Below are 20,619 nucleotides of genomic sequence, written 5' to 3' on the forward strand. Positions count from 1 at the left end.
GTGTCTCCACCCCGGGCCACGTCCGCGTCGAACGAGAACCGTCAGACCCGTACCCTCTCGTCCTCCTGGGCCTTCACCGGCGCCGGCCCACGCCCATCTGCTTCGTGACTCCACCCACGCGTGAACGCGAGGGCTTCCTGTGTCGTGGCTGGGCCACGTCGCAGAGGGCCGGCCCGGCCCTGTTGAGGACGTTCAGGGCACCGACGTGGTCTGCGTTGGCGGTCCTCACACACGCGGTGCACTGGAACTTCGCGCGGGTGGTGCGGTTCTCCTTCGCGACGTGCCCGCAGGACGGACAGGTGCGGGAGGTGTTACGGGGGTCCACCGCGATGACGGGCCGACCGGCGCTTTCAGCCTTGTTGGCGAGGGCTGCGAGGAACACCCCCCAACCCGCGTCGAGGATGCTGCGGTTGCGCCCGGCCTTCGCGGCCCGCTCATTCCCCAACCCGCCACAGCGGGGCGTCCACTCGACAGATGTCGGATGATGTCGGTATGACGACGTACGCGGCGCTGTTGCGCGGAATCAATGTGGGCGGCAAGAAGAAGGTCCCGATGGCCGACCTCCGCACCCTCCTGACCGGCCTGGGCCACGGCGGCGTGGCCACCTACCTCCAGAGCGGCAACGCGGTCTTCACCAGCGACCACGGCGACGAGGACTCCCTCGCCGCCGAGATCACCACCGCCATCCAGAAACACTTCGGCTTCACCGTCGACGTCCTGGTGCGCGACCATGCCTACCTGGAGTCCGTACGCGAGGCGTGCCCTTTCCCGGCGGCGGAACTGGAGGGCAAGCAACTCCACGTCACCTACTTCTCCAAGCCGGTGGCGGAGGACCGCTTCGAGTCCATCGACCAACAGGTCTTCTTGCCCGAGCAGTTCAGGCTCGGAGACCGGGCGCTCTACCTCTACGCCCCCGACGGCCTGGGCCGCTCCAAGCTGGCGGAGACCTTGTCGAAGCCGCGCCTCCTGACGGGCCTGGTGGCGACGACCCGCAACTGGAACACGGTGGTGAAACTGGCGGAGCTGACAAAGGTCGGTTGACCAGGGCCCCGCAACGTTTAATAACCCCATGCGATACATCGTCATCGGCGCAGGCGCGGTAGGCGGAGCCATCGGCGGCCGTCTCGCCCAAGCCGGCCGCGAGGTGATCCTGGTTGCCCGCGGCGCCCACTACACGGCCCTCCGCGACCGCGGCCTCCGCCTCATCACGCCCGACGGCGCCCACACCCACCACCTCCCCACGGTCGACGGCCCCGCCGCCCTCGGCGACCTCCGCCCCGACGACGTACTCCTCCTGACCGTGAAAACCCAGGACACCGAAGCGGCCCTCGCGGTCTGGGCCCCCGCCCAGGTGACCGGCGGCGGCACCGCGGCGGAACGCCTCCCCCTGGTTTGCGCCCAGAACGGCGTCGAGAGCCAGCGCCTCGCCCTCCGCCGCTTCCACCGGGTGTACGGCGTCTGCGTCTGGCTGCCCTCCACGTTCGTCGAACCCGGCGTCGTGTCGGCCGCCGGCACCCCGCTCACCGGCATGCTCCACCTCGGCCGCTATCCCCACGGCACCGACGAGACGGCCCGCCGTATCGTCGCCGACCTGACGAAGTCCCACTTCGAGGCCCCGGTCGTACCGGACGTCCAGCGCTGGCAGTACGCCAAACTGCTGGGCAACCTGGCCAACGCCCTCGAAGCCGTGAGCGGTCCGCTCGACAGCGAAGCTGCCCGGACGCTGTACGCCAGGGTGCGGGCGGAGGGCGAGCGGGTACTCGACGCCGCCGGGATCGCGTACGCGAGCGCCGAGGAACAGCGGACGACCCGCGGCGACAAGATCACCCTGGTCCCGCTAAACGGCACCCCGCGCGGCGGCGGCTCCTCCTGGCAGTCCCTCACCCGCGGCACCGGCACCATCGAGGCCGACCACCTCAACGGCGAGATCGCCCTGCTGGGCCGCCTCCACGGCGTACCGACCCCGCTCAACGACCTGCTGCAACGGCTCGCGAACATGTTCGCCCACGAGCGCAGGGAGGCCGGTTCGCTGCCACTGCCGAGGCTGACGCGCATGGCGGACGACGCTGTCGCGTTTGTTCAAGAGGACTGAGCGAGCCGTCCCTAGCGTGAGGTGCATGACGAACCACGACACCACGCACCCGCACCACCCGTACATGGCCGAATGCGCCACCGAGGCGGCCCGTGTCGCCCGGGGCGTCACGGCGGAACAGCTCCCCCTGCCCACCCACTGCGGCGACTGGGACGTCCGGGCCCTGGTCAACCACTGGGTCCTCTACACCTCCCACGGCCTCGAACACCGCGCGCTGCGTAAGCCCCTCCCCGAGGAACTGACCAAGCGCGACTTCACCACCGACCCGGACTGGGCCGACGCCTACGCCGCCCAACTGGACCGCGCGGTCGCGGCCTGGGCCGATCCGGCGCTCTGGGAGGGCGACATCGACCTCGGCATGGGCCCTCTGCCGGCCACCGACCTCGCCGGCATGATCATCAAGGAGATGGCCGTCCACGGCTGGGACGTGGCCACGGCCACCGGCCAGCCCTTCCACATCTCGGAACCGGCCGCCCGCTTCGTCCTCACCGTCGTAGAAACCCACGGCGACCTCTACCGCCAGTACGACGGCTTCGCCGCCCCCGTCTCGGTACCGGCCGACGCGCCCCCCTTCGACCGCGCGCTGGGGGCGAGCGGCCGGGATCCGCAGCAGGGCGTTGTGGGGATGGGCAGCCACTGAGGAGCCTGGAAAGGGGCCTGAAGGGCGGCACCAAAGCCGGGCGGCGGTGAGTTCAGACCGGCTCGCCCCACCACTCCCCGTCCCGGCCCGCCCAGTTCGTGGGGCGCAAGCCCGGACCGGCGACCAGGAAGAGGCCGCCCATGACGGCCCGGACGGGCGAGAGGTCGTATACCGCGCAGGCCGCCGCGAGGATGCAGTCCCGACCAGCCTCACCCCGCCGCGCAAGGGAGTTGGCGGAGCAGGGCTCGGCGGTGCTGTTCAGGACCTCGATCCCGCTGACCTGGACCGGCGATGCGCCGCCCTCGCACGCCTCCTCGGCCAACCCGGGACCGTCTGGTGCGCTAGGCGCGGACGCCACTGGGGATGGGCCGTGCGGTTGAGTCATCGCTTCCGCAAAGAAGTCTACTGGTCATAGGGAAGGTTCAGGGAGGTTCCGAAGAATCATGCGTAAGAAGGGATTATTGCAGTTGTTGCTTCGTCCGCTCTCGGTTGGATTGCAGCTCTATCGGTCATCTTCGGGAACAAGGGTGCACTTTCCTCCTTGGCTGCTCAAGGTGTATTGGGCTGATTTACCATCGGCAGAGACAACGTAAACCGTTCCATCGGTGACCGTCACGGCATCTTGCGCTCGAACTTTCGTGTCGAGGGTAGTCGAAGAGGAATCCAGCAGGCGGACAGTTCCGTCTGACACCAAGACTCCACAGTCGCCGTACATGCTGATGCGTGCGTCTCCGGTGGCCACAGTCGTGGCGGCCTCGGAGTGCGAGTCCGTGATGTTCTGAAGAAGGATCTGCTGCGTGTTCCCGTTTTCGCTCGCGGTGTACTTTCCAGATATCACATGTGAACCGTCGGTGAAGCATTCGCTCGCGAAGTCCCGGTGGCTTCGGAGCTTTTTTCCGTTCGTCAGGCTGACTTGCTGAGAGTCATTTCCCAGAGTGATTCCATATTTGGGCCGGGTCGAGAGGCAGCCTAGTGGTCCGGGGAGTCCCGTCGAGATCGTGTGCGGTTTCTCGGGGTGTCCGTCGCTCAGATCGAACAGAAAGCCGCTCCACGGCGAATTCGTGAGATCGCCCCGAGCCGTCGACACTGAAAGTAGTCGACCATTGCTTGACAAGCTGCCCTGAGGTGCGTTCGTGCCAGCCTTTACGGGTAGACTCGAATCTTTCCCTCGAGAGCTCCAGAGAAGGCTGTGGGAGTCGGCTGCCACCCAGTCTGCCGGTCCTGAACTCCAATAGAGATTGACCTCGGGGTCCTTGAACGACTTCCTGACCACTTCGCCTTGCATGCGCCACACGAAGGAGGAGCCGATGGGACCGGAATCCTCCTGGCTGTTGGTGGAGTACGCCGCGTCGGGGCATGCGCGGGCGCAGTGAATCTCGCCCAGATTCGTAACCTTCTCCGCCCAGGATGCCTTGCCGTTCTTGAAGTGGCCCTTCAATTCCCCGTTCTGGAAATTGTAGGTAAGGAATCCGTGGGAATCGGCATCGACGATAGTTGTGCTAACGATCTCACGCTCGTTCTTCGTGTCGCTCGACGAGAGAGAGCATGAGGTGACGAGTCCGATTATGCAGATAGGCGTGATGAGCTGTAGAAGCCTCTTCATGTTCTTCATCATGGTCGCCCCGTTTCGGAGAGTGGGCGAGTTGTCGAAGGAATCGCTCGCCCACCCCTTGCCTCGTGGATCTCAGAACGTGAAGCTGACCGCCGTGCTGCACTGAGAGGCATAGGCATTCGAATTGAGGTCGAACCAGCCGCTGAGGTTAATGCGATTCTTCCCCTTGGGAAGGGTCTTCAACTTCGAGAAGGTGGGCCCCCAGAGGTCGTTGACAGTGTGGGTTCCCTTCTTGGCGTTGTATTCCTGAGTGATTCCTTTTCCGTACGTGTAGATCCGGACATTCAGGGTGAAGTCGGTGCGTGTCTTCTTGATTCCCTGGGACTGGGTCCTGATGCTGAACGAAGTCGGCTGGATCTTGGTTCGTGACGGCTTTATGTACTGCGCCAGAGCCGATACCGAAACGGTCTTGGAGGGAGAAATGACGGCTGTGCACGCTGCCTTAGGGCTGGCTGCGGCGGAAGCCGGTGCGGTCGTGGCGACGAGGCTGGCAACTGCGACGCTCGCAGCCACCGCTGCAGATGTTTTGCGCATGATGTTCCCCCATGTCGAAGTGATCCAGTGCAGTTCGTCTCGTTGCGGCGGGACGAACTTGCAACTGATCATCTCGCATTGCGATAGCACGCCTCAATAAAATTGAGGTAGATCTGAGGGAAGCTTGAACGAGGGGCTGAGTCGGAAAGATTTTGGCAAAGAAAGGATGAATCAGGCGCCAAGTGCTTCCAGTCTCGCTCCAGGCAGCATGGAGACAGCGTCGTCGTATCGGTCCAGCAGGACTCGAGTCACTTCAGGTGCCGGCCCCAGCACATCGCCCAGTACGTCAGCCGCAGAGGCGCCACGTGAGATGCGATCCGGAAGGAAGCCTGGGGCAATGACATACGGTGCGACGGCGACGCGTTCGCAGCCCAGTGCCCGCAGCTCCCGTACGGCGTCCTCGGTGCGGGGGAGGGATGCGGAGGCGAACGCGGGTCGCACGGCGCACCAACCGGTGTGCCACCACTCCCGCGCGATGTCGGCGATCACCGCGATCGCCTCCGGGTCGGTGGACCCCGCCGAGGCCAGGACGACCCCGGTCGAGGACTTGTCGGCGGGGCTCAACCCCGCCTCGTACAGTTGGCGTTCGAGGGCCGACAGCAGCAGTGGCGAAGGGCCCAGGACCTCGGCCTGGCGGATGCGCAGGCGCGGCGGGGCCTCCCGCAGGACCGCCGGGATATCTGCCTTGGCATGGAATGCGCGGGTCAGGAGCAAGGGGAGCGCCACCACGTCCCGTACGCCTTCATCGGCCAGCGACTCCAGCACGCCTTGCACGGAAGGGATGTTGAAGTCCAGGAAGCCGGTCTCCACGCGCAGCCCGGGACGCATCGCCCGCACACGCCGTACGAGGGCGTGGACGGTCGCGGCGTGCCGCGGGTCGCGGCTGCCGTGGGCGATGACGAGGAGAACGGGGCTGCGCATGGGTTCGGCTCTCTCAGCTTTCTCGAACCTTTCGGCTCGTATCTCGGACGTCCCACACCGGCTCACGAATCTTCGGTCAGCGGCTCGCCAGCAGACCCCGGCTGCGCAGGACCCGGCGCTCCAGCGGGCTGAAGATCAGCAGCTCGATCGCGATGCCGACGAACAGGATCAGGATGATGGATTCGAACACCATGGCCATGGAGCTGGCGTTGCGGCCGTACTCCAGCAGGGCGCCCAGGCCGATGCCCAGATCGGGCGACGGGGCGATGATCTCCGCGGCCATCAAGGAGCGCCAGGAGAACGCCCAGCCCTGCTTCAAGCCTGCCAGATAGCCGGGCAGCGCGGCCGGCATGACGATGTGCCAGGCCCCCTTCAGACCGGTGGCGCCCATCGAGCGGCCCGCTCGCAGGAACAGCGGTGGCACCTGGTCGATGCCGGAGACGAGACCGTTGGCGATGGACGGCACGGCGCCGAGCAGGATCACCGCGTACATCATGGAGTTGTTCAGGCCGAGCCAGATCACCGCCGGCGGCACCCACGCCACTGACGGCAGCGACTGCAGACCGGACAGCACCGGCCCGATGGCCGCGCGCACGAACCTCACCCGGGCGACCAGCAGACCCAGCGGCGTGCCGATGGCCAGAGCCAACAGGAAGCCGAGCAGACCGCGCGAGACGCTCGTCCAGACGTAGCCGAGGAGTTCACCTTCCAGCCAGGCGTCCTTGAACTCGCCCGCCACGTCGGCGGGCGAGGGCAGCTTGGTGGGGTCGTCGACGATCTTCAGCGAGATCAGCAGCTGCCAGACCACCAGGACCAGCACGATCGCGGTGATCGGCGGCAGGATCTTCTGGCGGAAGGTCTGCCGGAACGGCGTACGGCTCGTGGCCGAGGTCTCCAGCGAGTCGAGACCGGCCTCCAGCCGTCCGAGGTCCGCGCCGTCCTCGGCACTGTCCTTGACGGGCGGGTCCGACGTCGCGCCGGTGGTCTCAGTGCTGGCCATGACGGCGGATCTCCCTACGCAGTTCATCGGTGATCTCAAGGGACATCTCGGCCACGGGGGCGTCCTCGATACGGCGCGGTTGCGGGATGTCCACCGTCCACTCACGCGCCACGCGCCCGGGCCGGGACGACAGCAGGACGACACGCTGGGCCAGCCGCACTGCCTCGCGCACGTTGTGCGTGACGAACAGGACGGACACACCGGTCTCCGCCCAGATACGGGTCAGCTCGTCGTGCAGTACGTCCCGGGTGATCGCGTCCAGAGCCGCGAACGGCTCGTCCATCAGCAGCAGGTTGCTGTCCTGCGCGAGCGCGCGGGCCAGTGCCACGCGCTGGCGCATACCACCGGACAGCTCGTGCACCCGCTTGCCGTAGGAGCCCTTCAGCCGGACGAGTTCGAGCAGTTCCTCGGCCCGGCCGCGTCGCTCGTTCTTCGGAACCCCCCTGAGCTTCAGGGCGAGTTCGATGTTCTTGCCCGCGGTCAGCCACGGGAACAGGGCGTGCTCCTGGAACATCAGAGCGGGGCGCCCATGGGTCGTGATGGTGCCGGCGGAGGGCTCGTCGAGCCCCGCCACCAGGTTCAGCAGAGTGGACTTGCCGCAGCCCGAGGCCCCCAGGAGAGTGACGAACTCACCCGGCGCGACGTCCAGCGTGATGTCGTCGAGGACGAGCTGTTGTCCGGCGGGCCCGTTGAAGGACTTCGAGACGTGCTCGATGCGGGCGGCTTCTTCCACCGACTCGGCGTCGGCGGCCTTGGCGAGGGCGGTTGCCATGGTCGTCACCTCCTGGGAACTCTCGGGATCGGGCTTACTTGACGCCGAGACCGGCGTCGTCGACCGTGCTCTCGCCCTCGGCCTTGAGGACCTTGTTCAGCAGAGTGAGGTCATAGATGCCGTCCAGCTTCGGCGACTCCAGCAGCCCCGCCTTCACCGCGTGCTCGGCCTCGGTGTTGAGGGTGGAGGCCAGCGGGTCGTTGGTGAACTGGATCGACTTCCACGCCGGGTCCAGGACCTCGGCCGGCAGTGCCTTGCCGGAGTCGGCCTCCAACTGCTTGTTCGCCGCGGCCTTCGCCTCGTCCGGGTTGGCGTTGATCCACTTGTTCGCCTCGACAGCGGCCTTCAGCACGGCCTCGACGGCCTCCGGGTGCTCCTTCAGGAACTCCTGCCGCACGATGATGTTCGTGATCACGAACTTCTTGTCCGGCCACAGATCGGCCTCGTCCAACAGCACCTTGGCGCCCTCGGCGACAAGCTTCGACGCGGTCGGCTCCGGCACCCAGGCGCCGTCGATGGAGCCGGACTTGTACGCGTCCGGGGTCACCTTGTTGTCGGTGCGGACGACCGACACATCGCCCTTGCCGCTCTTGGCGTCGACGTTCCAGCCCTGCTCGGCGATCCAGTTGAGGAACGCCACGTCCTGGGTGTTGCCGGCCTGAGGCGTGGCGATCTTCTTGCCCTTGACGTCCTTCAGGGTCTTGATCTTGTCCGGGTTGACCACGAGTTTGACGCCGCCCGAGGCCGAGCCGCCGATGATGCGCAGATTGGTGCCGTTGGCCGCGGTGTAACCGTTGATCGCGGGGGAGGGACCGATCCAGCCGATGTCGATGGAGTCGGCGTTCAGCGCCTCGATCTCGGAGGGGCCAGCGTTGAAGGGAGTGTACGCGGGCTTGGTGGCGCCCAGTTCCTTCTGGAAGAAGCCCTTCTGGATGCCGACCAGTGCGGTGCCGTGGGTCAGATTGCCGAAGTAGCCGATCCTGACGGAGTCGAGCCCGTCGATCTTCTCGGCCCCGGCGGCCACCTTGGCGGTGTCGTCGTTCTTGGCTTCGGAGCCGTAACCGCAGGCGGCGAGGGTGAGGAGGGGGAGCGCGGCGATGGCGGCGAAAGTGCGCCGGAAGGCGGCGGAGCGGTGTGCAGGCACGGGAGGTGTTCCTCTCGGAGGCCCGGCGGTCACGGTCTCTCAGGTCGTGGCCGGGGTCAGGAAAAGGGTCTTCGTCGCAACCGGGACGTCGGGTGGGGGGACGGGGCGCGCAGGCAGTGCGCGTACGTCAGCGCACACATCGCGCGACTCCGCCCGTCCCGCTCCCGAGGGCGCCGCTGCCCACACGGCCGCCCTCCTTCGCGAACGTCGCGTAGAAGTCCAAATAGGTCATGTCAGAAGTCCCACCCGTCGTCCTCGGACTCGTCCTTGACGGGCTCCGGGGAGGCGAACGACTCGCCGACCATGCCGGCGGTCAGCGTGGTGCCGTCGGAGGGGTCGATCAGGATGAAGGAGCCGGTGCGGCGGGAGTCGGCGTACGAGTCGACCGGCAGCGCCTCGGCCGTGCGGATCTTCACCCGGCCGATGTCGTTCGCGACGAGCCGGCCCGGGTGCGGGTGCAGGGACAGGTCGTCGAGCGTCAGCCGGGACGGGATGTCCTTGACGATCGCCTTGACCGTGCGGGTGCCGTGCTTGAGCAGCACCCGGTGGCCCACGGTGAGCGGCTGGTCGGCGACATGGCAGACGGTCGCCTCGATGTCCTGCGTGGTCGGGGGCGCGTCCTTGCTGGGCACGAGCAGATCGCCGCGCGAGATGTCGATGTCGTCCTCCAGCAGGAGGGTCACCGACTGCGGGGTGTGGGCCGCGTCGACCGGCTTGCCGAGGAGGTCGATGCCCGTGACCTTCGTCGTACGGCCGGAGGGCAGCACGGTCACCGGGTCGCCGACGCGGAACGTACCGGCCGCGATCTGGCCCGCGTAGCCCCGGTAGTCCGGGTGCTCGGCGGTCTGCGGACGGATCACGTACTGCACGGGCAGGCGGGCGTGGCAGTGCGCCAGGTCGTGGCTGACCGGCACGGACTCCAGGTGCTCCAGGAAGGTCGGGCCGCCGTACCAGTCCATGTTCGCGGACGGCTCCACCACGTTGTCGCCGGCGAGCGCCGAGATCGGGATGGAGGTGATCTCCGGGACGCCCAGCTCCAACGCGTACGCCGTGAACTCCTCGGCGATCCGCGCGAAGACCTGCTCCTCGTACGCGACGAGGTCCATCTTGTTGACCGCGAGGACCACGTGCGGGACGCGCAGCAGCGCGGCGATCGCGGCGTGCCGGCGGGTCTGCTCGACGACGCCGTTGCGGGCGTCGACCAGGATCACCGTCAGCTCGGCCGTGGAGGCACCCGTCACCATGTTGCGGGTGTACTGCACATGGCCGGGGGTGTCGGCGAGGATGAACCGGCGGCGCGGGGTCGCGAAGTAGCGGTACGCCACGTCGATCGTGATGCCCTGCTCCCGCTCGGCCCGCAGACCGTCCGTGAGCAGCGCGAGGTCCGGGCCCTCCTGGCCACGGCTCGCCGAGGCGCGCTCCACGGCCTCCAGCTGGTCGGTGAGGACCGACTTGGAGTCGTGCAGCAGTCGGCCCACGAGGGTGGACTTGCCGTCGTCGACGGAACCGGCGGTCGCGAACCGCAGCAGGGTGGTGGCCGAGAGCTCCTCGGCGGTGATCGTGCTCATGCTTAGAAGTACCCCTCGCGCTTACGGTCTTCCATCGCGGCCTCGGACATCTTGTCGTCCGCGCGCGTCGCGCCCCGCTCGGTCAGCCGGGAGGCCGCGATCTCGGTGATGACGGCGTCCAGCGTGGTCGCGTCGGAGTCGACGGCGCCCGTGCAGGACATGTCACCCACGGTCCGGTACCGCACCTGCCGCTTCTCGACGGTCTCGCCGTCCTTGGGGCCGCCCCACTCGCCGGCGGTCAGCCACATGCCGGCCCGCTGGAACACCTCACGCTCGTGCGCGAAGTAGATCTCGGGCAGTTCGATGCCTTCGCGGGCGATGTACTGCCAGACGTCCAGCTCGGTCCAGTTGGAGAGCGGGAAGACACGGACGTGCTCGCCGGGCGCGTGGCGGCCGTTGTACAGGTTCCACAGCTCGGGGCGCTGGCGGCGCGGGTCCCACTGCGAGAACTCGTCGCGCAGGGAGAACACCCGTTCCTTGGCGCGCGCCTTCTCCTCGTCGCGTCGCCCGCCGCCGAAGACGGCGTCGAACCTCTCCGCCTGGATCTTCTCCGTCAACGGCACGGTCTGGAGGGGGTTGCGGGTCCCGTCGGGGCGTTCGCGCAGCACCCCGCGGTCGATGTAGTCCTGTACGGAGGCGACATGCAGCCGCAGCCCGTGCTCGGCCACCGTGCGGTCGCGGTACTCCAGGACTTCGGGGAAGTTGTGCCCGGTGTCCACGTGCAGCAGCGTGAACGGGACCGCCGCCGGGGCGAACGCCTTCAACGCCAGGTGCAGCATGACGATGGAGTCCTTGCCGCCGGAGAAGAGGATCACCGGCCGCTCGAACTCGCCCGCCACCTCGCGGAAGATGTGGACCGCCTCGGACTCCAGCGCGTCCAGATGGGACAGGGTGTACGGGGTGCCGGTCTCCCCGGGGACGGCCGCGACGGTCGTCGTCATGCCAGACCCCTCTCGGTGAGCAGCTTGTGGACCAGCGCCGCGGACTCCTGGACCGTCTGGTCCTGCGACTCGATACGCAGATCCGGGGTCTCGGGAGCCTCGTACGGGTCGTCGACACCGGTCAGCCCGGAGATCTCCCCGGCCGCCTGCTTGGCGTACAGACCCTTCACATCACGTTCGGAGCACACCTCGACCGGCGTCGCCACATGCACCTCGACGTACGCGGCACCGCTCGCCGAGTGACGCTTGCGGACCGCCTCGCGGCTGTCGGCGTAGGGCGCGATGACCGGCACGAGCGCCTTGACGCCGTTACGGGCGAGGAGGTCGGCGAGGAAGCCGATGCGCTGCACGTTGGTGTGCCGGTCGGCGCGGCTGAAGCCGAGGTCCGCGGTGAGGAACTCGCGGATCTCGTCGCCGTCGAGCACCTCCACGAGGTGCCCGTCCTCGCGCAGTCGGCCCGCGAGCTCGTAGGCGATGGTGGTCTTGCCGGCACTCGGCAGACCAGTGAGCCAGACGGTGGCTCCGGTGGCTCCGGTCGTCACTTGGTTCTCCTGGTTCGTCGCGGGAGCACGGTCCGTCCCGGGGACGGTGTTCCCGACGGTGTCAGCGGTCTCGGCAGGTACGGCGGCGGTCACAGGTGCAGCCCGCACTCGGTCTTGGCGTTGCCGGCCCAGCGGCCGGCCCGCGCGTCCTCGCCCGGGGCCACCCGGCGGGTGCAGGGGGCGCAGCCCACGGAGGCGTAGCCGTCCATGAGCAGGGGGTTGGTGAGCACGCCGTGCTCGGCGACGTAGGCGTCCACGTCGTCCTGCGTCCAGCGCGCTATCGGGGAGATCTTGACCTTGCCGCGCTTCTCGTCCCAGCCGACGACCGGGGTGTTCGCCCGGGTCTCGGACTCGTCGCGGCGCAGACCGGTCGCCCACGCGTCGAACCGGGTCAGGCCCTCTTCGAGCGGCTTGACCTTGCGCAGGAAGCAGCAGAGGTCGGGGTCGCGGTCGTGCAGCCTGGGCCCGTGCTCGGCGTCCTGCTCGGCGACCGTCTGACGCGGGGTGATCGTGATGACGTTGACGTCCATCACGGCCTCGACGGCGTCCCGGGTGCCGATGGTCTCCGGGAAGTGGTAGCCGGTGTCGAGGAACACGACGTCCACGCCGGGCCTGGCCCGGGAGGCGAGGTGCGCGACCACCGCGTCCTCCATGGAGGAGGTCACGCAGAAGCGCTTGCCGAAGGTGTCCACGGCCCACTGGAGGATCTCCAGTGCCGAGGCGTCCTCCAGGTCACGGCCGGCCTGCTCGGCGAGCGCCTTGAGTTCGGCGCGCTTCGCCGCTTCCGGGTCGGCCGCGTCCGGCAAGGACGCGGATGTATCGGAATCCGCCTGAACGGTAGTCATATGTGATCCCCTCCGCTTTCGGCTCGCTGAAGCCCCCGGGACAGCAGCCCGAGGAACTTCAACTGGAAGGCTCGATTGCAGGCCCCGCATTCCCACGCACCGTGTCCCTCTTCGTTGGGGCGCAGGTCCTCGTCACCGCAGTAGGGGCAGTAGAAAGGGGCGGCTCGCTCGCTCATGACAGGGCCCCCCTCTTTTTTGCGGCTCGGTTCGCCTCCGGGGTCGGCTCACTCGCCCGGCTCACGACAGCGCCTCCTCAGAAGCGCGGGTGACCCAGGCGGCGAATCGCTCGCCGTCCTCGCGCTCGTCCTGGAAGCGCTTGAGCACGCGCTCGACGTAGTCGGGGAGTTCGTCGGAGGTGACCTTCAGACCGCGCACCTTACGGCCGAACCCGGCCTCCAGGCCGAGCGCGCCGCCCAGGTGCACCTGGTAGCCCTCGACCTGCTCGCCCTCGTCGTTCAGGACGAGCTGTCCCTTGAGACCGATGTCCGCCACCTGGATGCGCGCACAGGCGTTCGGGCAGCCGTTGATGTTGATGGTGAGCGGCTCGTCGAACTCCGGGATACGGCGCTCCAGTTCGTCGATCAGCTGGGAGCCGCGCGCCTTGGTCTCGACGATGGCGAGCTTGCAGTACTCGATGCCGGTGCAGGCCATGGTGCCGCGCCGGAACGCCGACGGATTGACCCTGAGGTCCAGCGCCTCCAGGCCCGAGACGAGCGAGTCGACCTGCTCCTCGGTGACGTCGAGCACGATCATCTTCTGCTCGACCGTGGTCGCGACCCGGCCGGAGCCGTGCGCCTCGGCGAGATCGGCGATCTTCGTCAGCGTGGTGCCGTCCACGCGGCCGACGCGCGGGGCGAACCCCACGTAGTACCGGCCGTCGTTCTGCGGGTGCACACCCACGTGGTCGCGCCAGCGTGCCACCGGCTGGTCGGGCGCCGGGCCGTCGACGAGCTTGCGCTCGAGGTACTCGTCCTCCAGGACCTGGCGGAACTTCTCCGTGCCCCAGTCGGCGAGCAGGAACTTCAGCCGGGCGCGGGTGCGCAGCCGCCGGTAGCCGTAGTCACGGAAGATCGAGATGACGCCCTCGTACACGTCCGCGACCTCGTCCAGCGGCACCCACGCGCCGAGCCGCTGCCCGATCTTCGGGTTGGTGGACAGACCGCCGCCGACCCACAGGTCGAAGCCGGGGCCGTGCTCGGGGTGGCGGACACCGACGAAGGCGATGTCGTTGATCTCGTGCGCCACGTCGAGCAGCGGCGAGCCGGAGATCGCGGACTTGAACTTGCGGGGCAGGTTCGAGAAGTCCGGGTTGCCGATGATCCGCCGCTGGATCTCCTCCATCGCCGGCGTGCCGTCGATGATCTCGTCCGCGGCGATCCCGGCGACGGGTGAGCCGATGATCACACGCGGGGTGTCACCGCAGGCCTCGGTGGTGGACAGGCCGACGGCCTCCAGCCGCTCCCAGATCTCGGGCACGTCCTCGACCCGGATCCAGTGGTACTGCACGTTCTGCCGGTCGGTGATGTCGGCCGTGCCCCGCGCGAACTCCTGCGAGATCTCGCCGATCACCCTCAGCTGCCGGGTGGTGAGCCGGCCGCCGTCGATCCGCACCCGCAGCATGAAGTACTTGTCGTCCAGCTCCTCCGGCTCCAGGATCGCGGTCTTGCCGCCGTCGATCCCGGGCTTGCGCTGGGTGTACAGCCCCCACCAGCGCATACGGCCGCGCAGGTCGTTGGGGTCGATGGAGTCGAAGCCGCGCTTCGAGTAGATCGTCTCAATGCGTGTCCGCACATTGAGACCGTCGTCGTCCTTCTTGAACTGCTCGTTGCCGTTCAGCGGGGTGAAATGTCCCGCGGCCCACTGGCCCTCACCACGGTGACGGCTCACCTTGCGGCGGGGCGTGGCGGGGTTCTGCGGGGTGGCGGCCATGGGTGTATGTCCTTCGGGAAAGGCGGGGAATCGGCTCTGACCTGCGCTGGCGCGCGCATGCGGGCACACGTGGGATGCGTGTGCGGCGCCTGCGCGTCCTTGCGCGGGCTGAAACAGAGGAGGGTGCGGCGCTGTTGCCCGGGGTCGTCCAACCCCTCGCGGTCGGGCGTCAGCTCACCGGACAGATGGCGCTGGACATGCGGCCGAGGTCGACGTGCCGCCGACTCACCAAGGCAATTCCAGTTCCAGACATGACGGAAGCGTGTCACGGCTCTTTAGACCGAGTCCACCGTCATCCACATTCCGGACAAGGATGTCTCGCATGTCGAGACGATGTGATGTGGGTCATGGTGTGGAAGCGGCGGCCCCGGGCCAGGGCCCCGGCGCCGGAGCGTCCGCCTCCTCGGTCACCTTCGTGTCGAACAGGGTGAACCCCCGCCGCAGGTAGTTCCCCATGGCGTGCTCGCCGTCCAGTGTGCAGGTGTGCAGCCAGACCCGCTTGGTCGGCGGCAGCTCCGGCCACCGCTCGCCGAGGTCCCAAGCCCGGGCCGTCCCGTACGACAGCAGGTGCCCGCCGATGCGCCGCCCCCGGAACGCGGGGATCAGCCCGAAGTACACGATCTCCACGGCCCCGTCGTCCTGCGGCTCCATCTCCACGTAGCCGGCGGGCGTACCCCGGTCGTAGGCGACCCAGGTCTCCACGCCCGGCCGGCCCAGGTGCTCCTGCCACCGCTCGTACGACCACGACAGCCGGTCGATCCAGCGGATGTCGCCGCCGACCGAGGCGTACAGGAAGCGGCTGAACTCGGGGGAGGGGACCTCGGCGCGCACGATGCGGACGTCGTCGCCGTCGGGCGCGGCGGCGGGAAGCAGGTCGCTCGGCGAGGTCTGCTCCAGGGACCAGGTGGTGACGGGGCTGCTGCTCATGGAGTCAGGGAATCATGGGACCCGGCCCGCCTCCAAGGTCGGGCCGGGATCCCTGGCTCGGCGTCGGGCCGGTCGCCCTAGCTCAGCGCGCTGTCGACGTCCGACAGCTTCACCGCGTACAGCACGCGCTCCGGGACCGGTCCGGTGAGCGTCCACATCTCGCCGGTCTCCGGTGAGTAGGAGAGGGAGGCGGTGTGCCGCCCCCAGCAGGCGTACGACTCGAGGTCCGAGCCCGACTTCCCGCTCGACGCGCCTTCCGGGCACTTGACGGCCTCGGCCCCGTCCTCGTCCTGCCGCCAGAGGGTGCCGTGCTCGTCGCGCTTCTCGGCGGCCTGGTCCACGTACCAGTCGCCCTTGTGGGCGAGGACGCCCCGGACGCCGGTGGCCTCGGTCTCGTACGCCTCGGTGGCGACGGTGCTGCTCTCGCGCCCGGTGGTGGTGAGCAGGCCGGTGCGGTCCCCGGTGATGTCGAGGGCGTAGCGCCAGACGCGGGCGGGCTCCTCACGGCTCGGCCGGAACCGCTCGTTCGCGACGACAGTGGGCGGTGTCAACGTCCGGTCGAGGGAGAGCGAGCCGAAGCAGGGCACTCCGTCGTTGTCACGCGCGTCACAGCCGCCGCCCGCCGGTGGGGTGTAGGCGGCGACCGCGGGCAGCGCGTACCGGTAGTGGTGGGCCGACCAACCGTCGCCGGTCCTGCCGATCACGTCGCTGTCGGTCACATCGGGGCGGAGGAAGCGAGCCAGGTCGAACACGTACAGGGAGTCGTCCTGCCGTCCGCGGCTCTCCGGGCCCCGCGCGGTGACGATCAGCTTGTCCTCGTACCAGGCCATGCCGCCGAGCCGGGAGCGCAGGCCCTCGAAGCCCTGTGCGCCGGCCGTCGGCACGACCAGCAGAACCCATCGGTACCTGAGGTTCGCCGGGTCGCTCGCGTCGACGAAGGCGACCCGGGCGAGGCCTTCGTCGTCGGTGGCGCCGGTACCCGTACCGTCGGCACCCGCGCCGTCAGTACCCCTACCGGCAGTACCCGCGCCGGCAGTACCCGTACCGTCCGCGCTCGTCGTGTCGCCGCCGGGCGTGTCGCTCTCGACGCCGCTGTGCGTCCAGCCGGACGCGATGACCTGGTTGTTCCGGGACGTGGTGACCGAGCGGGGGACCCACTTGTCGCTGACCGCGTCGCCCGGCTCCCAGCAGTACGCCCGCGCGGAAACCGGCTCGACCGGCAGATTGTCCTTCTCGGTGGCGAAACAGTCGCCCTCGTTGCGCATCGCGTGGTTCGCGCTCCGCAGCACCTCGTCGACACCGACCCCGCCGCCCATCTCGTTGGCGAGGGTGTGCAGCTCGGTCCTGTCGGTCAGGGTCTCCCGGAGCTGGAGACTGCGCAGCTCACCGGCCGAGGTGATGGAGGAGAGCGCGCCCGGCGTCTCACCGCCCGCCGCCTGCGACGTACTGATCAGCGTGGCCGCCGCCGTGAGCGCCAGCGCGGTCCCCGCCAGGGACGCACGCAGCGCACGCCCCCTTCTGCGTCGACGGTGCCTACCGCGGTGCTTCATAAAACCTCCCGGGGACGGCCAACTGCCAACCGAGAACAAGATCTTGACGGCGAGGCAGGTGGGGCGGCCTGGCAGCGATGCTACGTCAGTGGGACACGTGTCACGCCGAGGTCCCGAGAAATACAGGGAGATCCCTCACTCCGACGCCGTGATCCGTTCACCGCCGAAGGGGGTTGAAGACGTTCGACGTGGGTTCAGGGAGTCGGCTCGGCTCTCTCGTGCCCCGACGGCCCTTCAGTCCACAGCCGGTCACCCGGAGTGGCGCCCCGCGCCCGTACCACCCCTGGTGCCACCGAATGCGGGAGGAGGTCCAACGGGGTTTCGGGGAGGAGGACTTCGACGTCGGCTCGTTCGGTGAATCGGTACGGCCGGTGGTCCAGGAAGGCGCCGAGGTAGCGGCGTACGCGGGACATCTCGGCGCGGACGGTGACGGTGCGGGCGGGGTCGCCGAACATGTCGTCGGCGAGGGTGGAGGCGCTGCGGCCGCCGCGGTGGAGGGCGAGGAGGTACAGGAGTTCGGCGTGGCGGGGGGTGAGCTCATGGGTCCAGGAGCCCGCGCAGCCGGAGACGGTGACGGTCCAGCGGCGCGGGTGGGAGACGTCGAGGGTGATGTGCGTGGCGGTCGGGGCGGGCGCGGGGTCCGCGGTGGGGCGTATCAGCCAGCCGGCGGGCAGCGGCTCGACGGTGCACAGGCCCAGCGCGGGAAGCCAGCAGCGGCCGGGGGAGAGCGACTTGGGGAGGGCGAGACGGCTGGTGTACGGCATGCCGGTCACCGCGGCCGTCCAGCCGTCCCGGTCGACGGCGACCGCGCGGCCGCCGATACGGGCCAGGACCGGGGCCGCCACCGCGCGCAGTTGTTCGAGCGAGGTGAGGTGCAGGTCTCTCAGACGGGCCTGGGCGAGTTTGGCGACCGAGTCGACGAGCGCGAGGGTGGAGGGGTGCAGGGTTTCCAGGGGGCCGCTGATGTCCACCACGCCGAGCAGACGGCCGTCGCGCGGGTCGGTGATGGGGGCGCCGGTGCAGGTCCAGGGGTGCAGGGCGCGGACGAAGTGCTCGGCGGAGAAGACCTGTACGGCGCGCCGGGAGACGAGGGGCGTGCCGACGCCGTTCGTGCCGACGGTCTCCTCGCGCCAGTCCGCGCCGATCCCGAGGCCGTGCCCGTCGGCCTTGCGGAGCACGGCAGTACTGCCCTCGCGCCACAGCACCCGGGCGTCGGCGTCCGCGACCATCATGATGTGCTGCGCGGTGTCCGCGAGGGAGAGCAGCCCCTCGCGGAGCACCGGCAGGACGTGGCGGAGCCGCGAGGTCTGGCGGCGGCGCTCGACCTCGTCGCGGCCGAGGAGGTCGGACCGGAAGTCGTGATCGGGGTCGATGCCGCTCTGGACCATGCGGCCCCAGGACTCCCGGATCGCGGGGCGCGGGGCGGGTTTCGAAGGCCGGCCGTCGAGGGTGGAGGCGCGTACCTCGCCGAGGACCCGGGCCGCCCGGGCGGCGTCCGTGGCGGTGAGCCGCGAGACTTCCATCGGCGAGTGCGGCACTCGTTCCTCCCCGGCAGGCCGGTCCGCTCCATGGCCCCTTATGGCCGTGGAAGTCCGGATCTGCGCAACGGCGTTGACTGCGGGTTTCCTAGTCTGCCGCTGTTCGGGCACGGAGGGACCCACTCCGGCCACAGAGCGCAGACGAGTTGCAACCCCCTGCAACCCTGGCGAACCGCCGTACGCTCCTTGAAACTTGTTCAACGTCGCCCGGTGCGGCGTATGCGCTCCGCTCAAAGGGGCCCGAGAAGCGGGGGTGGTGCCGTGTCGGCGCAGCACCATCCCCGCGTCCGACCGCCCGAAAGAGGGCGCCACGGTCGGGCTCAGCTCACCGGACGCGCCCGTTCCACCACCGACGCCAGATCCAGGGTGTGCGGCAGTGTGCCGAAGGCCGTGCCCCAGTCGCCGCCCAGCCGGGAGGCGCAGAACGCGTCGGCGACCACCGGGGGCGCGTACCGCACGAGGAGTGCGCCCTGCAGGACGAGGGCGAGCCGCTCCACGAGCCGGCGCGCGCGGGCCTCGATGCCGGCCAGATCGGCGAGTTCGGTCAGCAGGTCCTTGATCGCGCCGTCGAGCCGGTGGTCGGCGCCGCGGGCCCGGCCCACCTCCCGCAAGTAGGCGTCGAGGGCCTGCGGTTCGCGCTGCAGAGCGCGCAGCACGTCGAGCGCCTGCACGTTTCCGGCGCCCTCCCAGATGGAGTTGAGCGGGGACTCGCGCAGCAGACGGGGCATGCCGGAATCCTCGACGTAGCCGTTGCCGCCGAGGCACTCGGAGGCCTCGACCACGGTCGGGGTGCAGCGCTTGGTCACCCAGTACTTGGCGACCGGCACCGCGAGCCGCAGGAACGAGCGTTCGTTCTCGTCGCCCGTCTCGGCCGCGTCGTACGCTGCCGCCAGCCGCATCGCCAGTGCCGTCGCCGCCTCCGACTCCAGCGCGAGATCGGCGAGGACATTGCGCATCAGCGGCTTGTCGATCAGCCGCCCACCGAACGCCTCCCGGTACGTGCAGTGGTGCACCGCCTGCGCCACCGCCTGCCGCATCAGCGCGGCCGCGCCCAGCGCGCAGTCCAGCCGGGTGGCCGCCACCATCCCGATGATCGTGCGCACCCCCCGCCCCTCGTCCCCGACCCGGCGCGCCCACGTCCCGTCGAACTCGACCTCGGCGGAGGCGTTCGACCGATTGCCCAGCTTCTCCTTGAGCCGCTGGATGCGGAACACGTTCCGCGTGCCGTCGGCCAGCACCCGGGGCACGAGGAAACACGTCAAGCCCCCTCCTCCCTTCGAAGAGGCCGCCTGCGCCAGCACGAGGAACCCGTCCGACATCGGCGCCGAGCAGAACCACTTGTGGCCCGTCAGCTCGTACGTCCCGTCCTCGGCCAGCGGTCGCGCCGCGGTCGTGTTGGCGCGGACGTCGCTGCCGCCCTGCTTCTCGGTCATGCCCATCCCGAAGAGGGCGCCGGCCTTCTGGTCGGCGGGCCGCATGTCCCAGTCGTAGAGCATGGACGTCAGCCGCGGTTCCCACTCGGCGGCGAGCGCCGGGTCCGTGCGCAGGGCGGGTACCGCCGCGTGGGTCATGGACAGCGGGCAGCCGTTGCCGGCCTCGACCTGGGTCCAGACGACGAACGCGGCCGCCCGCCGCACATGGCCGCCGGGCCGCGTCCAGGCCGCCGTCAGCCCGGCCGAGACCCCCTTGCCGAGCAGCCGGTGCCACGACGGATGGAACTCCACCTCGTCCACCCGGTTCCCGTACCGGTCGTACGTCCGCAGCTTCGGCGGGTTCTCGTTCGCCAGCCGCCCCCATTCCTGCACCTGCGCGGAGCCCGCCGTACGCCCGAACCCCGACAGTTCGTCCCGCGCCTCGTCCAGCACCTCCGGCGCCAGATGCCGCTCGACCGCCTCCGTCAGGACCTTGTCGCCGACGAAGACGTCGTAGTCCACCAGGGGCGGAGCCTGATTGGTCACTTCATGGGTGCTGGATGCCATATCCGGAACCTACCCCTCGGTATCGCGTCGTCACGGCGACGCTCACCAGTATCCGGCGGGTAGGTGTCCGGCGCCGGACCAGGAC

Annotated in this window: 21 protein-coding genes and 1 pseudogene; 3 read left to right on the forward strand and 19 right to left on the reverse strand. The window is 69.1% G+C overall.

Features of this window, described 5'->3' with window-relative positions; genetic code table 11:
- Positions 1-151: 151 nt before the first annotated feature.
- A pseudogene (locus tag ACFU53_RS36295) lies at positions 152-451 on the reverse strand (zinc ribbon domain-containing protein); the annotation flags it as partial.
- A gap of 41 nt (positions 452-492) precedes the next feature.
- Here ACFU53_RS36295 and ACFU53_RS36300 point away from each other — a divergent pair.
- The 3 genes from ACFU53_RS36300 to ACFU53_RS36310 are packed head-to-tail and all read left to right on the forward strand — an operon-like array spanning position 493 to position 2,732.
- A complete protein-coding gene (locus ACFU53_RS36300; protein ID WP_384002441.1) occupies positions 493-1,041 on the forward strand; it encodes a DUF1697 domain-containing protein in 549 nt (182 codons plus the stop codon).
- A 28-nt stretch (positions 1,042-1,069) separates the two neighbouring features.
- Entirely contained in the window at positions 1,070-2,092 is a 1,023-nt protein-coding gene (locus ACFU53_RS36305; protein ID WP_384002443.1) for a ketopantoate reductase family protein, read from the forward strand.
- Positions 2,093-2,117: 25 nt separating this feature from the next.
- Entirely contained in the window at positions 2,118-2,732 is a 615-nt protein-coding gene (locus tag ACFU53_RS36310; RefSeq protein WP_384002446.1) for a TIGR03086 family metal-binding protein, read from the forward strand.
- A gap of 52 nt (positions 2,733-2,784) precedes the next feature.
- On the opposite strand, the gene ACFU53_RS36315 is transcribed toward ACFU53_RS36310, so the two are convergent.
- From ACFU53_RS36315 to ACFU53_RS36400, 18 genes are all read right to left on the reverse strand, one after another.
- Complete coding sequence (locus ACFU53_RS36315; RefSeq protein ID WP_384002449.1) at positions 2,785-3,054, reverse strand: hypothetical protein; 270 nt, start codon at positions 3,052-3,054, stop codon at positions 2,785-2,787.
- A 180-nt stretch (positions 3,055-3,234) separates the two neighbouring features.
- Positions 3,235-4,347, reverse strand: coding sequence for a hypothetical protein (locus ACFU53_RS36320; RefSeq protein WP_384002452.1), 1,113 nt, complete (start codon positions 4,345-4,347; stop codon positions 3,235-3,237).
- Positions 4,348-4,416: 69 nt separating this feature from the next.
- On the reverse strand, positions 4,417-4,950 hold the full coding sequence (locus ACFU53_RS36325; protein WP_384002455.1) for a hypothetical protein: 534 nt from the start codon (positions 4,948-4,950) through the stop codon (positions 4,417-4,419).
- A 99-nt stretch (positions 4,951-5,049) separates the two neighbouring features.
- Positions 5,050-5,799 carry a sirohydrochlorin chelatase gene (locus tag ACFU53_RS36330; protein ID WP_384002458.1) on the reverse strand — a complete coding sequence of 250 codons (750 nt, stop codon included), beginning with the start codon at positions 5,797-5,799 and terminating at the stop codon, positions 5,050-5,052.
- 76 nt (positions 5,800-5,875) lie between these two features.
- Positions 5,876-6,799, reverse strand: coding sequence for an ABC transporter permease (locus ACFU53_RS36335; protein WP_384002461.1), 924 nt, complete (start codon positions 6,797-6,799; stop codon positions 5,876-5,878).
- Positions 6,786-7,571 carry an ABC transporter ATP-binding protein gene (locus ACFU53_RS36340; protein ID WP_384002464.1) on the reverse strand — a complete coding sequence of 262 codons (786 nt, stop codon included), beginning with the start codon at positions 7,569-7,571 and terminating at the stop codon, positions 6,786-6,788. Before ACFU53_RS36340 ends, ACFU53_RS36335 begins: the two co-directional genes overlap by 14 nt.
- 34 nt (positions 7,572-7,605) lie before the next feature.
- Entirely contained in the window at positions 7,606-8,715 is a 1,110-nt protein-coding gene (locus ACFU53_RS36345) for an aliphatic sulfonate ABC transporter substrate-binding protein (RefSeq protein WP_384002467.1), read from the reverse strand.
- A gap of 233 nt (positions 8,716-8,948) precedes the next feature.
- Entirely contained in the window at positions 8,949-10,283 is a 1,335-nt protein-coding gene (locus ACFU53_RS36350; RefSeq protein WP_384002470.1) for a sulfate adenylyltransferase subunit 1, read from the reverse strand.
- A gap of 2 nt (positions 10,284-10,285) precedes the next feature.
- Positions 10,286-11,224, reverse strand: coding sequence for a sulfate adenylyltransferase subunit CysD (cysD, locus tag ACFU53_RS36355; RefSeq protein ID WP_384002473.1), 939 nt, complete (start codon positions 11,222-11,224; stop codon positions 10,286-10,288).
- The gene (gene cysC, locus ACFU53_RS36360) at positions 11,221-11,766 is read right to left on the reverse strand and encodes an adenylyl-sulfate kinase (protein WP_384002477.1); all 546 of its coding nucleotides are present in this window, start codon (positions 11,764-11,766) and stop codon (positions 11,221-11,223) included. The genes cysD and cysC overlap by 4 nt, the downstream gene beginning before the upstream one ends.
- 89 nt (positions 11,767-11,855) lie before the next feature.
- Complete coding sequence (locus tag ACFU53_RS36365) at positions 11,856-12,611, reverse strand: phosphoadenylyl-sulfate reductase (protein WP_384002480.1); 756 nt, start codon at positions 12,609-12,611, stop codon at positions 11,856-11,858.
- Complete coding sequence (locus ACFU53_RS36370; RefSeq protein WP_079024000.1) at positions 12,608-12,787, reverse strand: hypothetical protein; 180 nt, start codon at positions 12,785-12,787, stop codon at positions 12,608-12,610. The genes ACFU53_RS36365 and ACFU53_RS36370 overlap by 4 nt, the downstream gene beginning before the upstream one ends.
- A gap of 61 nt (positions 12,788-12,848) precedes the next feature.
- Positions 12,849-14,540, reverse strand: coding sequence for a nitrite/sulfite reductase (locus ACFU53_RS36375; RefSeq protein ID WP_384002484.1), 1,692 nt, complete (start codon positions 14,538-14,540; stop codon positions 12,849-12,851).
- 169 nt (positions 14,541-14,709) lie between these two features.
- Positions 14,710-14,793 (reverse strand): putative leader peptide, encoded by an 84-nt coding sequence (locus tag ACFU53_RS36380; protein WP_309474722.1) that lies wholly within the window; start codon positions 14,791-14,793, stop codon positions 14,710-14,712.
- A gap of 92 nt (positions 14,794-14,885) precedes the next feature.
- Positions 14,886-15,467: a GNAT family N-acetyltransferase gene (locus tag ACFU53_RS36385; protein ID WP_384002487.1), complete on the reverse strand. Its 582-nt coding sequence runs from the start codon at positions 15,465-15,467 to the stop codon at positions 14,886-14,888.
- 77 nt (positions 15,468-15,544) lie between these two features.
- Positions 15,545-17,017: a hypothetical protein gene (locus ACFU53_RS36390; protein WP_384002490.1), complete on the reverse strand. Its 1,473-nt coding sequence runs from the start codon at positions 17,015-17,017 to the stop codon at positions 15,545-15,547.
- 194 nt (positions 17,018-17,211) lie between these two features.
- Positions 17,212-18,540 carry a GAF domain-containing protein gene (locus tag ACFU53_RS36395; RefSeq protein ID WP_384002495.1) on the reverse strand — a complete coding sequence of 443 codons (1,329 nt, stop codon included), beginning with the start codon at positions 18,538-18,540 and terminating at the stop codon, positions 17,212-17,214.
- A 335-nt stretch (positions 18,541-18,875) separates the two neighbouring features.
- Positions 18,876-20,534, reverse strand: a complete 1,659-nt coding sequence (locus tag ACFU53_RS36400; RefSeq protein WP_384002492.1) for an acyl-CoA dehydrogenase family protein — start codon at positions 20,532-20,534, stop codon at positions 18,876-18,878.
- Positions 20,535-20,619: the final 85 nt, after the last annotated feature.

The organism is Streptomyces sp. NPDC057474, assembly GCF_042802555.1.
Classification (GTDB): Bacteria; Actinomycetota; Actinomycetes; order Streptomycetales; family Streptomycetaceae; genus Streptomyces.

Excerpts from the sequence above, each read along its gene's own strand:
- ACFU53_RS36300 (WP_384002441.1), top strand. The coding sequence starts at position 493 with ATGACGACGTACGCGGCGCTGTTGCGCGGAATCAATGTGGGCGGCAAG.
- ACFU53_RS36305 (WP_384002443.1), top strand. The coding sequence starts at position 1,070 with ATGCGATACATCGTCATCGGCGCAGGCGCGGTAGGCGGAGCCATCGGC.
- ACFU53_RS36310 (WP_384002446.1), top strand. The coding sequence starts at position 2,118 with ATGACGAACCACGACACCACGCACCCGCACCACCCGTACATGGCCGAA.
- ACFU53_RS36320 (WP_384002452.1), bottom strand. The coding sequence starts at position 4,347 with ATGATGAAGAACATGAAGAGGCTTCTACAGCTCATCACGCCTATCTGC.
- ACFU53_RS36325 (WP_384002455.1), bottom strand. The coding sequence starts at position 4,950 with ATGATCAGTTGCAAGTTCGTCCCGCCGCAACGAGACGAACTGCACTGG.
- ACFU53_RS36330 (WP_384002458.1), bottom strand. The coding sequence starts at position 5,799 with ATGCGCAGCCCCGTTCTCCTCGTCATCGCCCACGGCAGCCGCGACCCG.
- ACFU53_RS36335 (WP_384002461.1), bottom strand. The coding sequence starts at position 6,799 with ATGGCCAGCACTGAGACCACCGGCGCGACGTCGGACCCGCCCGTCAAG.
- ACFU53_RS36340 (WP_384002464.1), bottom strand. The coding sequence starts at position 7,571 with ATGGCAACCGCCCTCGCCAAGGCCGCCGACGCCGAGTCGGTGGAAGAA.
- ACFU53_RS36350 (WP_384002470.1), bottom strand. The coding sequence starts at position 10,283 with ATGAGCACGATCACCGCCGAGGAGCTCTCGGCCACCACCCTGCTGCGG.
- cysD (WP_384002473.1), bottom strand. The coding sequence starts at position 11,224 with ATGACGACGACCGTCGCGGCCGTCCCCGGGGAGACCGGCACCCCGTAC.
- ACFU53_RS36365 (WP_384002480.1), bottom strand. The coding sequence starts at position 12,611 with ATGACTACCGTTCAGGCGGATTCCGATACATCCGCGTCCTTGCCGGAC.
- ACFU53_RS36370 (WP_079024000.1), bottom strand. The coding sequence starts at position 12,787 with ATGAGCGAGCGAGCCGCCCCTTTCTACTGCCCCTACTGCGGTGACGAG.
- ACFU53_RS36375 (WP_384002484.1), bottom strand. The coding sequence starts at position 14,540 with ATGGCCGCCACCCCGCAGAACCCCGCCACGCCCCGCCGCAAGGTGAGC.
- ACFU53_RS36380 (WP_309474722.1), bottom strand. The coding sequence starts at position 14,793 with ATGTCTGGAACTGGAATTGCCTTGGTGAGTCGGCGGCACGTCGACCTC.
- ACFU53_RS36385 (WP_384002487.1), bottom strand. The coding sequence starts at position 15,467 with ATGAGCAGCAGCCCCGTCACCACCTGGTCCCTGGAGCAGACCTCGCCG.
- ACFU53_RS36390 (WP_384002490.1), bottom strand. The coding sequence starts at position 17,017 with ATGAAGCACCGCGGTAGGCACCGTCGACGCAGAAGGGGGCGTGCGCTG.
- ACFU53_RS36395 (WP_384002495.1), bottom strand. The coding sequence starts at position 18,540 with ATGGAAGTCTCGCGGCTCACCGCCACGGACGCCGCCCGGGCGGCCCGG.
- ACFU53_RS36400 (WP_384002492.1), bottom strand. The coding sequence starts at position 20,534 with ATGGCATCCAGCACCCATGAAGTGACCAATCAGGCTCCGCCCCTGGTG.